At 27.5% G+C, this 12,003-nt stretch carries 15 protein-coding genes; all 15 read left to right on the plus strand.

Annotated features, from left to right (window positions below; genetic code table 11):
- Window positions 1-148: 148 nt before the first annotated feature.
- The 15 genes from EIH23_RS14010 (at window position 149) to EIH23_RS14080 (ending at window position 11,966) form a co-directional block, all read left to right on the plus strand.
- Window positions 149-1,441, plus strand: coding sequence for a helix-turn-helix domain-containing protein (locus EIH23_RS14010; protein WP_122641056.1), 1,293 nt, complete (start codon window positions 149-151; stop codon window positions 1,439-1,441).
- A 407-nt stretch (window positions 1,442-1,848) separates the two neighbouring features.
- A complete protein-coding gene (locus EIH23_RS14015; protein WP_122641057.1) occupies window positions 1,849-2,049 on the plus strand; it encodes a hypothetical protein in 201 nt (66 codons plus the stop codon).
- Window positions 2,050-2,168: 119 nt separating this feature from the next.
- Window positions 2,169-2,531, plus strand: coding sequence for a hypothetical protein (locus tag EIH23_RS14020; RefSeq protein ID WP_122641058.1), 363 nt, complete (start codon window positions 2,169-2,171; stop codon window positions 2,529-2,531).
- A 70-nt stretch (window positions 2,532-2,601) separates the two neighbouring features.
- Window positions 2,602-3,192 (plus strand): sulfurtransferase-like selenium metabolism protein YedF, encoded by a 591-nt coding sequence (yedF, locus tag EIH23_RS14025; RefSeq protein ID WP_122641059.1) that lies wholly within the window; start codon window positions 2,602-2,604, stop codon window positions 3,190-3,192.
- Window positions 3,193-3,289: 97 nt separating this feature from the next.
- Entirely contained in the window at window positions 3,290-3,553 is a 264-nt protein-coding gene (locus tag EIH23_RS14030; RefSeq protein ID WP_122641060.1) for a DUF3343 domain-containing protein, read from the plus strand.
- A 13-nt stretch (window positions 3,554-3,566) separates the two neighbouring features.
- Window positions 3,567-3,752 carry a DUF951 domain-containing protein gene (locus tag EIH23_RS14035; protein ID WP_122641061.1) on the plus strand — a complete coding sequence of 62 codons (186 nt, stop codon included), beginning with the start codon at window positions 3,567-3,569 and terminating at the stop codon, window positions 3,750-3,752.
- A 267-nt stretch (window positions 3,753-4,019) separates the two neighbouring features.
- Complete coding sequence (gene rpsF, locus EIH23_RS14040; protein WP_122641062.1) at window positions 4,020-4,298, plus strand: 30S ribosomal protein S6; 279 nt, start codon at window positions 4,020-4,022, stop codon at window positions 4,296-4,298.
- Between the two features lie 38 nt (window positions 4,299-4,336).
- On the plus strand, window positions 4,337-4,786 hold the full coding sequence (locus EIH23_RS14045; protein WP_122641063.1) for a single-stranded DNA-binding protein: 450 nt from the start codon (window positions 4,337-4,339) through the stop codon (window positions 4,784-4,786).
- A gap of 18 nt (window positions 4,787-4,804) precedes the next feature.
- A complete protein-coding gene (gene rpsR, locus EIH23_RS14050) occupies window positions 4,805-5,032 on the plus strand; it encodes a 30S ribosomal protein S18 (RefSeq protein WP_122641064.1) in 228 nt (75 codons plus the stop codon).
- Window positions 5,033-5,146: 114 nt separating this feature from the next.
- Window positions 5,147-5,467 (plus strand): MazG-like family protein, encoded by a 321-nt coding sequence (locus tag EIH23_RS14055; protein WP_122641065.1) that lies wholly within the window; start codon window positions 5,147-5,149, stop codon window positions 5,465-5,467.
- Between the two features lie 6 nt (window positions 5,468-5,473).
- Window positions 5,474-6,427, plus strand: coding sequence for a DUF2232 domain-containing protein (locus tag EIH23_RS14060; RefSeq protein ID WP_122641066.1), 954 nt, complete (start codon window positions 5,474-5,476; stop codon window positions 6,425-6,427).
- Between the two features lie 10 nt (window positions 6,428-6,437).
- On the plus strand, window positions 6,438-8,432 hold the full coding sequence (locus EIH23_RS14065; RefSeq protein ID WP_122641067.1) for a DHH family phosphoesterase: 1,995 nt from the start codon (window positions 6,438-6,440) through the stop codon (window positions 8,430-8,432).
- Window positions 8,433-8,882 carry a 50S ribosomal protein L9 gene (gene rplI, locus EIH23_RS14070; protein WP_122641068.1) on the plus strand — a complete coding sequence of 150 codons (450 nt, stop codon included), beginning with the start codon at window positions 8,433-8,435 and terminating at the stop codon, window positions 8,880-8,882. It begins immediately after the preceding gene.
- Between the two features lie 23 nt (window positions 8,883-8,905).
- Window positions 8,906-10,234: a replicative DNA helicase gene (gene dnaB / locus EIH23_RS14075; RefSeq protein WP_122641069.1), complete on the plus strand. Its 1,329-nt coding sequence runs from the start codon at window positions 8,906-8,908 to the stop codon at window positions 10,232-10,234.
- Window positions 10,235-10,676: 442 nt separating this feature from the next.
- Entirely contained in the window at window positions 10,677-11,966 is a 1,290-nt protein-coding gene (locus tag EIH23_RS14080; RefSeq protein WP_122641070.1) for an adenylosuccinate synthase, read from the plus strand.
- The last annotated feature ends 37 nt before the right edge of the window (window positions 11,967-12,003 follow it).

The following is a 12,003-nucleotide window of genomic DNA, read 5'->3' on the forward strand; positions in this document are numbered from 1 at the left end:
TATTTTTTTTAGAAAATATACATATTATGTGAAAATAATAAAAGTTAGGAAAATATTGTAAATTTAGATAGTGTTTTTAAGATAAACATAAGTTATAATTATATTATAAAATAAGAAAATGAGTTAAGTGGGTTAGGGGTGAGTAGATATGCATATTTTAAGTTTGGGCGAAAAAATAAAAAAGCTTAGAAAAGAAAAAAATATGACATTAAAGGAATTAGCAGGAGATAGGATTACTGCAGCTCAGATAAGTCATATAGAGAGAGATAAATCCCATACAAGCTACGAATTACTAGATTATTTAGCTAAAAGGTTAGAAGTTAGCACTGATTATTTGTTAGAAACAAAAGAAATGCAAGCAAAGAAAATAACTGACAACTTAATACTTCAAAGTGAAATATATATAAAAAGTGACGCACTAGAAATAGCAGAGGAGCATATTATACAGGCTTTACAAATTTGTAAAGAATATAATTTAACTGATAATTATGGTAAATGTAACTTTTTATTAGCTAACATACATTTACAAAGGGAAGATTATGGAAATGCAATTGGAAGCTTTGAGAGAGCATTATTTTTCTTTATAAAAAATAATGATAAAAAAAATATATTTAAATGCTACTTATATATAGGGGAAGTTTACAATAAAGAAGAATTTTATAAAGGTGCTATAAGTCATTTTAACTTTGCAGAAGAAATACTAGATGATATAAATGAAGAAGATGTTAATTTATATAAAGAATTATATAGCAAGATGGCTAGTTGTTATATGAAATTAGACCAGCCACAGAATTCGTTAAAATATATAGAGAAAATAAACGACTTAGAAAGAAATAATTCAGTAAAAGAAGAAGCTGAAATGATAGTCCTAAAAGCAAAAAGTTTGTTTAGTATGAGTAATTATGAAGAATCAAAAGAATATTTCAGAAGAGCATTGGAATTAATTGAAAAAGAAGAAGATAAAGATAAATTAGCAAAAATATATTTAACAATAAGTGATGTTTATTCTAATATAGGAGATAGTGAAAAAGTTTTAGAATACTCTCAAAAGGCTTATGATATAAAGAAAAATGACGAAGATCAGTATATGTTAGATGGATTATTTCATATGATACAGTCTTATATAGATGAAGGTGAGCATAGCTTAGCTAGAAAGTATTGTAAGTTAACTTTAGCTTCATCTATAAAAAATAAAAACAAAATGTGTGAGTACAAATCTTTAAAGTTCTATGCTGATATATATATAAAAGAAAAAGAAATAGATTTAGCGATAGAATATATAAGTAAATGTATAGCAATAGTTTCTAATTTAGAAGAGCCAAAGCTACTTGCAAATTTATATATAGAGTTAGGTCAATTATATTCATATATTTCAAAAGAAAAAGAATTAGAATACTATCAAAAAGGTGTATTTGTATATAAAAATTTAGAAATAATTTAAAAGACTCTTTATGAAAGGAGTCTTTTTTTTTATATAGAATTAAATAATAGAGGTTAGGAGATGGTAGTTATGAAGAAATTAACATTATTGATAGCAATAGTAGCACTAGTATTATTAATATTTATAAATCCTAGTAAAATAAGTATTTTTAACTTTTCAGCCCAAGAAAGTTACTCTTTAAAGAGGTAAAATCTATAGATATAAACAAAGACGATAAATATAAGACTTATAATGGAACTTTATGCTTAGTTAGTAATAATAAACTTAAAATTATAGATAAAGATGGAAAAGAAGCATATAGCCAAGCTATAAGTTCTGAAGATATAAATTTATCTATTAATAACTATATAGATATTTTAAATAAAAAGACTAATAAAGGATTTAGCCTAAATGAAAATGGAAAATTAATGTTTAGCACATCTGTTTCAGCAAATTCTATATTATATAAAAGCATGAGTGATTATGTATTTGTTAATATATTAAATAGTGAAGATAAAGAGTTAATGAAGATTATAGATAGTGGAGGAGAAATAAATAATAGAGTAGAAATAGATGGGAAAGTAACTAATTTAATATCTATAGATAACGATATATTAGTATCCACATAGATATTTTAGATGATATTGAAAATAAGGTTATTTTAATAGATTCAAATGGAAATATAAAAAATGAAATAAGCTTTAATAATATAATATTAGATATTATATACAATGATGAAATTATATACATGATTTTTGAAAATAGTATACAACTTTTAGACAAAACTTTAAGTCAAAAAGAACATATACCAATAGATGGAATATGTGAAATTGAAGAATATAATAATAGTAATTTATATATTAAAGATTCTAAGAATAAATGGGGATACATAGAGGATGGAAAGTTTAAGGTAATAAAAACAAAAGGAGAAGATCTAAAATTAGAAGTTATAGATGATACATATGTATTATATTCAAGTAATATTATTTATAATAGCAAGTTAGAAGAAATAAGTAAGTTTAATGATAACATAAAAGAAATAAAGTATTTGGGAGATGAATCTATTGCTGTTATATATGAAGATGAAATAAAGATATTTAAAATAAATTAAATATTAATGATATAGAAAATTTTTATGATAGAATTAATTTAAAATAAATTAGAAAGGAATGGTTTAGAATATGAAAGTAGAAGTTGATGCAAGGGGATTAAATTGCCCAATGCCTGTTATAAATACAAAAAAAGAATTAGATAAGATTGAATCAGGAATAGTTGTTACTACTGTAGATAATGCTATATCAAAAGAAAATATAATCAAATTAGCAAATTCATTAAACTGTGAAGCAAAAATTATTAAAGAAGAAAAAGATTTAATTTCTATAGAGATAAAAAAGGGAGAAAATGATATAATAGAAAAAAATGAAAATATTGCCTTAGAAGATAAGTGTATATTTATATCATCAGATAAAATGGGAGACGGTAATGAAGAACTAGGTAAAGTATTAATAAAGGGATTTATATATACTTTAACTGAGTCTAAGCCTTATCCAAAACATATAATATTTGTCAATGGTGGTGTTAAATTAACTACAGAGAATGAAGCTATTGTAGAGAATCTTAAAATATTAGAAGAATCTGGTGTAGAAATACTATCTTGTGGAACTTGCTTAGATTACTATGGTCTAAAAGAAAAGGTACAAGTAGGTTCTATAACCAATATGTACACTATTGTAGAAACAATGAATAAGTCATTACAGACTATATCAATATAATGTTCACTTAAAGATAATTATTAAAAGGCTACATATAATAACATATGTAGCCTTTTAATAATTAAAATGATTATATAGAAAAGAGGATTTAAAAATTATGAATGAAATGTATATAGTATCATTTAATTCAACTCATCATGCTATAAGAACGGAAAAAATATTTATAGAAAATGAGATAAAATGCACAACATTACCAACACCAAGAGAAATAACTGCTAGCTGTGGTATATCAATCAGATTTTTAGTTGAAGATCTAAATAAAGTAAAAGATGTTTTAAAAGTAAGTGAAGTAGATTTCAAAGGAATATTCAAGATACAAAAATCATTGGATGGAAAAAAAGTTGTAGAAGAAATAGGCTAGGAGGGATAAATTTATGCCGATGGATCTAAAAGTTGGGGATATAGTAGAACTAAAGAAACAACATGCTTGTGGATGTAAAGAGTTTGAAATAACAAGAGTAGGTATGGATATAAAAGTTAAATGTACTAAGTGTTCAAGACTAATAATGTTAGATAGAGCTACATTAGAAAAAAGAGTAAAAAAAATTATAAATAAATAATAAAAAAGGTGGTCAAAAGACCACCTTTTTTAGGGGAGATTGGGATGAAATATATTTAAGTTATGGGGGCTATATAGTAGTATTATTATCATTATAAGTCGAAAATATACGTATTAGAAATAAAAAAAATGTAATAATAAATAAATAAGGACGAAAATCAAATTGACAATATTATTATTTAATGATAAAATAAGCAAGTATGAGAATTTATTCTCATTTCTCTGCTCTGCGTAGCAGAGCCGTTAAGTCCAAAGGGAGGTGAATTACATGAAAAATTACGAATTAATATACGTTGTTAAGCCAAATGCTGATGAAGAAGCAAGAGAAGCTGTAATGAACAAAGTTAAAGAAGTGGTTGCTACTGCTGGTGAAGTAGTTAACGTTGACGTTTGGGGAACTAAGAAATTAGCTTATCCAATAGCTAAGTTCAACGAAGGTCACTACGTATTAGTTAACTTTAAGGCTGCTGTTGACGTTCCTAAAGAAGTAGACAGAAACTTAAAGATAAACGAAAACGTAATAAGACATATGATAGTTGTTGCTTAATAACTAAGAGTCTTATTATAAATTAGGATGGTGTTTTTATGAACCATGTTGTATTAGTCGGTAGATTAACAAGGGATCCTGAACTTAGATATATTCCAGGAACAGGAACACCAGTTGCTACATTTTCTGTTGCCATCGATAGAGATTATACTAAAAAAGATGGAACAAAAGAAACAGACTTTATACCTGTTGAGGTAATGGGAAAGCCTGCTGAATTTTGTGCAAACTATATTTCTAAGGGAAGATTAGTTGCTATACAAGGTTCAATAAGAATTGACCAATATAAATCTCAAACAGGAGAAAATAGAACTTTTACTAAGGTAAGTGCTCGTAATGTACAAGCCTTAGATAGCAATAGAAATAGAACGGATAGTCCATATCCAGATGCATCTAGAGGTTCAGAACCGACATTTGAACCAAGCTTTGAACCACAAGGATTAGACCCACAAGGATTCCAAGCTATAGATGACGATGATATACCATTTTAGAAAAGGAGGGGAACACACATGGTAAACAAGAAAAGACGTAAAAAGAAAAGAGTTTGTCAATTCTGTGCTTCTAAAGATGCTAGAATAGACTACAAAAACACTCAAAGATTACAAAAATACGTAACTGAAAGAGGTAAAATATTACCAAGAAGAATCTCTGGAACTTGTGCTAAGCACCAAAGAGAATTAACAGTTGCTATAAAAAGAGCTAGAAACATAGCACTTTTACCATACACTTTAGACTAAGATTTAGTCTGAAACAAAAAACGAGCCTTAGGGCTCGTTTTTTGTTTATCCATTTTATCTGCTTATATATATTAAATTATGGTATAATGTTTATATATTAAGGAGGGGGAAATTTTGAGATTTGATAAAGGTTCTGAAGTTACAAAAAATGTAAAAATAATAGAATGGATGAAGAATGAATTATTAATGAGCTTAAGTGACTTATTTAATCTTTTATTCAAGGGAGTAAAACCTGTAGATGAATTATTACAAGATACTTTAGCAAATATTATAATGATTACATACCTTTTGGCGAAAAGACTTGGGATAAGTTTTAAAGATATAGATTATAAAATTAAAGAAAAGATAAAAATAGGAATAAAAGAAGAACATAGTATAGAAAGTTGGTATGGGGACTTATCTAACTTACAAAAACACATGGACAATAAGGAGTGATTCTAATTGAATAAAAAGTTTGGCATATCACAAGCCACATTGATAGCCACATTAGGTATTATATTAGTTTTAGTATCAACATACGTTCCGATGCTGGGAATACTAGCCTTAACAATACCAGTGCCATTTGCAATAATAGGTACACTATGTGAAAATAAATATGCTTTTTTATCACTATTAGTTACTTTTTTTGTAGTTATGTTTTGTGTAGATCCTATATATTCTGTAAGTACATGCATAATGAGTGTAGTTCCAGGTTTAGTTATAGGTAAACTAGCTAAACAGACTATAAATAATGATGGTAATAAGTTTGAGCCAATATATGGTGGTACGATAATATATATAATTTGCACAATTACATTTTATTTCATAGCTAAAATAATATTTAAGGTAAATTTAATTGAGGAATTTAACCAAATAATGTCTTCAACTTTCCAACAACAAATTAGTATTATGAATGAAATGAATGTAGAATTATATAAAAATCTAAATATAGAAGGTATATTATACATTATAAAAAATATGATACCAACGATGTTATTTTTACAGGGACTAATAGCTTCATTTATAACATATTACTTAGAAGTATTTATGTTAAAGAGAACAAGAATTTTAAGTTTGCAAAAGCCTACATTTAGAGATTTTTATTTACCAGGGAATGCAGTAGGAACATCTTTATTATTATATTTATTAGTTCTATTACTAGGATTTATGAAAATAGGATTATATACAGAATCAATAATGTTTAACTTACAAATGGTATTTAATTTCATGTTTATTGTACAGGGAATTGCGGTAGCTATATACTACATAAAAAAATGGATTAAGCAAGGAACTGGTAAAAATATACTAATATCAGGATTGGCATTAGGAATATTTGGTACAATGGGAATATCATTTTTAGGAATGTTAGACAGTGTAATTGATTTTAGAAAGGTGAGAAGCTATAAATCCAATTAGGAGGGTAGAAATGAGGAGCAAGCCAAGTTTTAAAATAAATATGCCGGAAATAAATATATATATAATAATTATAGGGTTAATGAGTTCTATGTTAATTTTCTATAATTTATATATAGGTTGTTTATTTTTCTTTGGTTTTATATATATAGTCTTTCATAATTGGAGAATAGCGAATATTAGAAAAAAAGAATGGACTAAATATATTCAAAACTTATCTTTAGATATAGATGAGACAACCAAAAAGGCTATAATGCATCTTCCAATACCTCTTTGTATACTTGAATTTGATGGAAGAATATCTTGGTATAATAATAAGTTTTATAAAATGACAGAGTCATCAGATTTATTAGGTGTAAACATAGATAGTATAATCAAGAATTTGAATCTTAGAAAAGTATTGAATGAGAATAAAGAATTATACACAGAGGTAACATATAAGGATAGACAATATACGGTAGTTTATAATGTAATAAAGAATGAACAAGAGAAAAATGCAAAGTATCTTATGATGCTTTATTGGATTGATAAAACTGAATATCTAAATCTAGAAAAAATGTATAATGATGAAAAAAATGTTATTATGCTTATTCAAGTTGATGGATATGATGAAGTTTTAAAAAGTACAAGTGAAGAAAATAGACCTTTGATAAACTTAGAAATAGAAAAGATGTTAACTTCATTAGAAACAAATACTAATGGTGCTTTAAAAAGAACATCAAAAGATAAGTTTATATTAATTATGAACAAAAAAGAGTTAGAGGCAATAGAAAATAGCAAGTTTGCTATATTGGATAATATAAGAGATATTAATCATGGAAATGCATTACCTATAACTATTAGTATGGGGGTAGGTATAGATGGTGAAACTGTAAATGAAAACTTTAAACTAGCAAATGGTGCCCTAGACCTAGCATTAGGTAGGGGTGGAGATCAAGCAGTTATAAAGACAAAAGATAAATTTGCATTTTATGGTGGTAAGTCTAAAGCTGTTGAAAAAACAACTAAGGTAAAATCAAGATTAATAGGTCATGCTTTGAGAGAAGTTATATTAGGAAGTAGCCAAGTCTATATAATGGGACACAAATATCCTGATATGGATGCAATGGGATCTGCAGTTGGTATTTACGATATATGTAAGTCTTGTAATAAGTCTGCAAATATAGTTTTAGAGTCGTCTAATGAGTCTATAGATGAATTTGTAATGCGTTTAGAAGAAAAAGAGTATTATAAAAATATATTTATAAGCAAAGATGATGCTATTAGAAATTGTAATAAAGATACACTAGTAGTAGTTGTTGATACTCATAGACCGAGCTATACTGAATGTCCAGAACTATTAAGTTTAACTAAAAAAATAGTAGTTATAGACCACCATAGAAGAGGGGTGGAATTTATAAATGATGCAGTACTATTATTCCATGAAATATATGTATCCTCAACATGTGAGATGGTTACAGAGTTAGTTCAATATATGGAAGGCGATATAAAAATAAATAAAACAACAGCAGAAGGCCTTTTAGCCGGTATAAGTTTAGATACAAAGAATTTTGCATTTAAAACAGGTGTTAGAACATTTGAAGCAGCATCTTATCTTAAAAAGGTAGGGGCAGATACTGTAGAAGTTAAAAAATTATTTAACTCAGATGTCCAAGACTTTATAACAAAAGCAGATATTATAAAAAATTCAAAAATAATAAATAACAAAATTGCATTAGCATATTCTGATAGAGAAATAGAAAATATAAATGTTGTAATTGCGCAGGCGGCAGATGAATTATTAAGTGTAAAAGGAATAGAAGCGTCGTTTGTTTTAGGAAGAAAAGATGATACTGTATTTATAAGTGCCAGGTCTTTTGGAAATATAAATGTACAGGTACTTATGGAAAAATTAGGTGGAGGTGGACATATGGATATAGCTGGAGCACAGCTTGAAAATATGAGTTTAAACCATGCCTATAAAATAGTATATGAAATAATAGAACAATATTTACAGGAGGAAGATTAGATGAAAGTTATTTTATTAAAAGATGTAAAGGGAACGGGTAAAAAAGGTGAAGTGAAAGAAGTAAGTGATGGATATGCAAGAAACTTCTTATTACCTAAAAAAATGGCAGTAGTAGCAGATAATACAGCAGTAAAGGAATTAAATGAAAAGAATAAAGCAGCAGAAAATAAAGCTCAAAAAGAGTATGAAGCAGCACTAGAATTAGGTAAAAAAATGGAAGAAATGAATATAGTAATATATTCAAAAGCTGGAGATGGTGGAAGATTATTTGGGTCAATAACTTCTAAAGATATAGCTGAACAATTAAAAAAACAACATGAAATAGTAGTAGATAAAAGAAAAGTATTATTAAATGATCCGATAAGAACATTAGGTTCAATGAATGTTGAAATAAAAATACATCAAAAAGTTACAACTAAAATAAGAGTGGATGTAAGAGAAAAACAATAGATAGTATACTTGAGGTGATATAAATGGAAGACGTAACTAGAATACCTCCCCATAGTGTGGAATCAGAACAATCTATACTTGGATCAATATTACTTGATAAAGATGCAATAATTACAGTGAGTGAGACTATAAGATCAAGTGATTTTTATAAAGAAGCTCATAAGATTATATATGAAAGTATGCTTAAATTAAGTAATAAAAATGAACCTATAGATTTAATCACTTTGACAGAAGAATTAAGGAAACAAGGACATCTAGATGATGTTGGAGGAATAAGTTATATAACAAGTCTTTCTACAATAGTACCTACAACTTCTAATGTAAAGTATTATGCTGATATAGTAAAAGAAAAATCGGTACTTAGACAGCTTATAAAAGCCTCTAATGATATTATAAATTTAGGTTATGAAAATTCTGTAAAAGTAGAAGAAGTATTAGAAAAAGCAGAAAAAAGAATTTTTGATATATCTCAAGAAAAAGCTAGTGATGACTTTAAATCTATAAATGAAGTTTTAGTAGATGCTTATGATATGATTGAAAAATTATATACAAATAAAAGTGATGTAACTGGTATAACTACAGGGTTCAAAGATTTAAATAAAAAAATAAATGGACTTCAAAGAACAGACTTAATATTAATTGCAGCTCGTCCTGCTATGGGTAAAACTGCATTTTCACTAAATTTAGTACAAAATGCCGCTCTAAAAGGGGATGCGTCTGTTGCAGTATTTAGCTTAGAAATGTCTAAAGATCAATTAGTACAACGTATGTTAGCAGCTCAGTCACACGTTGAATTAAAGAAGATAAAAACGGGAACACTAGATGAAAATGATTGGCCAAGGATAATTGATGCTATGGCAGTTTTATCTAATGCAAATATACACATAGATGATACTCCTGGAATAAAAATATCAGAACTACGATCTAAGTGTAGAAAATTAAAAATAGAAAAAGGATTAGATTTAATACTTATAGACTATCTTCAGCTTATGGAAGGTGAAGGTAATAATGAAAGTAGACAACAGGAGATAGCAAAGATATCTAGATCATTAAAAATAATAGCGAAGGAGCTTAACTGTCCAGTTGTTGCTCTTTCTCAGTTATCTCGTGCTCCAGAACAAAGAGCAGATCATAGACCTATGTTATCAGATTTAAGAGAATCAGGTTCTATAGAACAAGATGCGGATATAGTTATGTTTTTATATAGAGATGAATATTATCATCCTGATTCAGAAAGTAAAAATATTGGAGAAGTACTAATAGCTAAAAATAGACACGGTGAAACTGGGTCTGTTGAATTAGTTTGGTTAGGTGAAGTTCAAAAGTTTGCAGATAAAGCTAGGGATATGTAATATTAATAAGTATCCACAGAACAAATTTTCTATAAAATATATATAATGTGGATATTTATATTAAAATATCCATAAATATTGAAAAATAGACGAAATATTATCCACATTATCCACAGAATGTATGTTGATAACTAAGAAAAGCTGTGTAAAAGTAAATTTTTCACTTTTACACAGCTTTTAGTGTTTATAAATGTAAATTAGTTAATAGGGAAAATGTGTTGAATATAAGTCTTAATATATATATATATCCACAAATTTGATATATAAACATTTATATTAAAATAGATTAAGTGAAATAATAATTAAAGTATCAATATTATATCATTTATTTTGAAAATACATATTAAAAAAATGTAGTAGACAAAAAGGTTTGAAAATGCATCGAATATTTGATAGAATAAATAGGTAGAGCGTTCGAAAAAATGAAATAGAGGTGAAGTTCATGAAAACAGTCGCAGTTGTAGGATCTCAATGGGGAGATGAAGGAAAAGGTAAAGTAATAGACTATCTTGCTACACAAGCTGATGTAGTAATAAGAGGTCAAGGTGGAAATAATGCTGGGCATACATTAGTTGTAGAAGGTAAAAAATTTGCTTTACGTTTAATACCATCAGGTATATTAAACTCAAATACTATAAACGTAATAGGGAACGGAATAGTTTTTGACCCAAAAGGGTTCTTGGAAGAGATAGAAATGCTTAATAGCAATGATATAGATACTAGTAATATAAAAATAAGTGATAGAGCTCATGTTGTATTCCCTTATCATAAAGAACTAGATGCTTTAGCTGAAGAGGCTAGAGGAGATAATAAAATAGGTACTACTAAAAAAGGGATAGGTCCTTGTTACATGGATAAGACAGAGAGATCTGGTATTAGAATATGTGATTTAATGGATAAGGATATTTTTGCTAAAAAATTAGAAGCTCAAGTAAATGCAAAAAATAAATTAGTTATAGGCGTTTATGGAAAAGAAGCTATGTTCAATTTTGAAGAAATATATAATGAATATCTTGAATATGCTGAAAAAATAAGAAACTATGTAGCAGATACTTCTGTTATTGTTTATGATGCAATAAAAGCAGGTAAAAGAGTACTATTTGAAGGAGCACAAGGAACTTTATTAGACTTAGATTTAGGAACTTATCCATATGTTACGTCATCTCATCCTATATCAGGAGGATTTGCTGTAGGAGCTGGTGTTGGACCTAATATGATAAAAGATGTAGTTGGTATAGTTAAAGCTTATACTACAAGAGTTGGAGAAGGGCCATTCGTTACAGAGTTAGATAATGAAATTGGAGAAAGAATAAGAGTACAAGGACATGAATTTGGAACTGTAACAGGAAGAGCAAGAAGATGTGGTTGGTTTGACTCAGTTATAGTAAAATATGCTGCTAGAGTAAACGGACTAACTAGTATATCTTTCATGCTTTTAGATGTACTGACAGGATTTGATAAAATCAATATATGTACAGCATACAAAATGGGAGATAAAATAATAAATGATTTCCCAGCATCATTAGAAGATTTAGCTAAATGTGAGCCAGTGTACGAAGAATTAGATGGTTGGCATGAAGATATAACTAACGTAGAGAAGTTTGAAGATCTTCCTGAAAATGCTAAAAAATATATAGCTAGAATAGAAGAATTAGTTGGAGTTAATGTAGATATGGTTTCAGTAGGACCAAATAGAGCTCAAACTATAATAAGAAAAAATATATTTGCATAATAGCATAATTTATAAATAAAAGGGGCTTTATCAGAGT

The sequence above is a fragment of the Romboutsia sp. Marseille-P6047 genome (genome assembly GCF_900604535.1).
Classification (GTDB): domain Bacteria; phylum Bacillota; class Clostridia; order Peptostreptococcales; family Peptostreptococcaceae; genus Romboutsia_E.

Coding starts and splice junctions, on each gene's coding strand:
- EIH23_RS14010 (WP_122641056.1), top strand. CDS start 149: ATGCATATTTTAAGTTTGGGCGAAAAAATAAAAAAGCTTAGAAAAGAA.
- EIH23_RS14015 (WP_122641057.1), top strand. CDS start 1,849: ATGTTTAGCACATCTGTTTCAGCAAATTCTATATTATATAAAAGCATG.
- EIH23_RS14020 (WP_122641058.1), top strand. CDS start 2,169: ATGATTTTTGAAAATAGTATACAACTTTTAGACAAAACTTTAAGTCAA.
- yedF (WP_122641059.1), top strand. CDS start 2,602: ATGAAAGTAGAAGTTGATGCAAGGGGATTAAATTGCCCAATGCCTGTT.
- EIH23_RS14030 (WP_122641060.1), top strand. CDS start 3,290: ATGAATGAAATGTATATAGTATCATTTAATTCAACTCATCATGCTATA.
- EIH23_RS14035 (WP_122641061.1), top strand. CDS start 3,567: ATGCCGATGGATCTAAAAGTTGGGGATATAGTAGAACTAAAGAAACAA.
- rpsF (WP_122641062.1), top strand. CDS start 4,020: ATGAAAAATTACGAATTAATATACGTTGTTAAGCCAAATGCTGATGAA.
- EIH23_RS14045 (WP_122641063.1), top strand. CDS start 4,337: ATGAACCATGTTGTATTAGTCGGTAGATTAACAAGGGATCCTGAACTT.
- rpsR (WP_122641064.1), top strand. CDS start 4,805: ATGGTAAACAAGAAAAGACGTAAAAAGAAAAGAGTTTGTCAATTCTGT.
- EIH23_RS14065 (WP_122641067.1), top strand. CDS start 6,438: ATGAGGAGCAAGCCAAGTTTTAAAATAAATATGCCGGAAATAAATATA.
- rplI (WP_122641068.1), top strand. CDS start 8,433: ATGAAAGTTATTTTATTAAAAGATGTAAAGGGAACGGGTAAAAAAGGT.
- dnaB (WP_122641069.1), top strand. CDS start 8,906: ATGGAAGACGTAACTAGAATACCTCCCCATAGTGTGGAATCAGAACAA.
- EIH23_RS14080 (WP_122641070.1), top strand. CDS start 10,677: ATGAAAACAGTCGCAGTTGTAGGATCTCAATGGGGAGATGAAGGAAAA.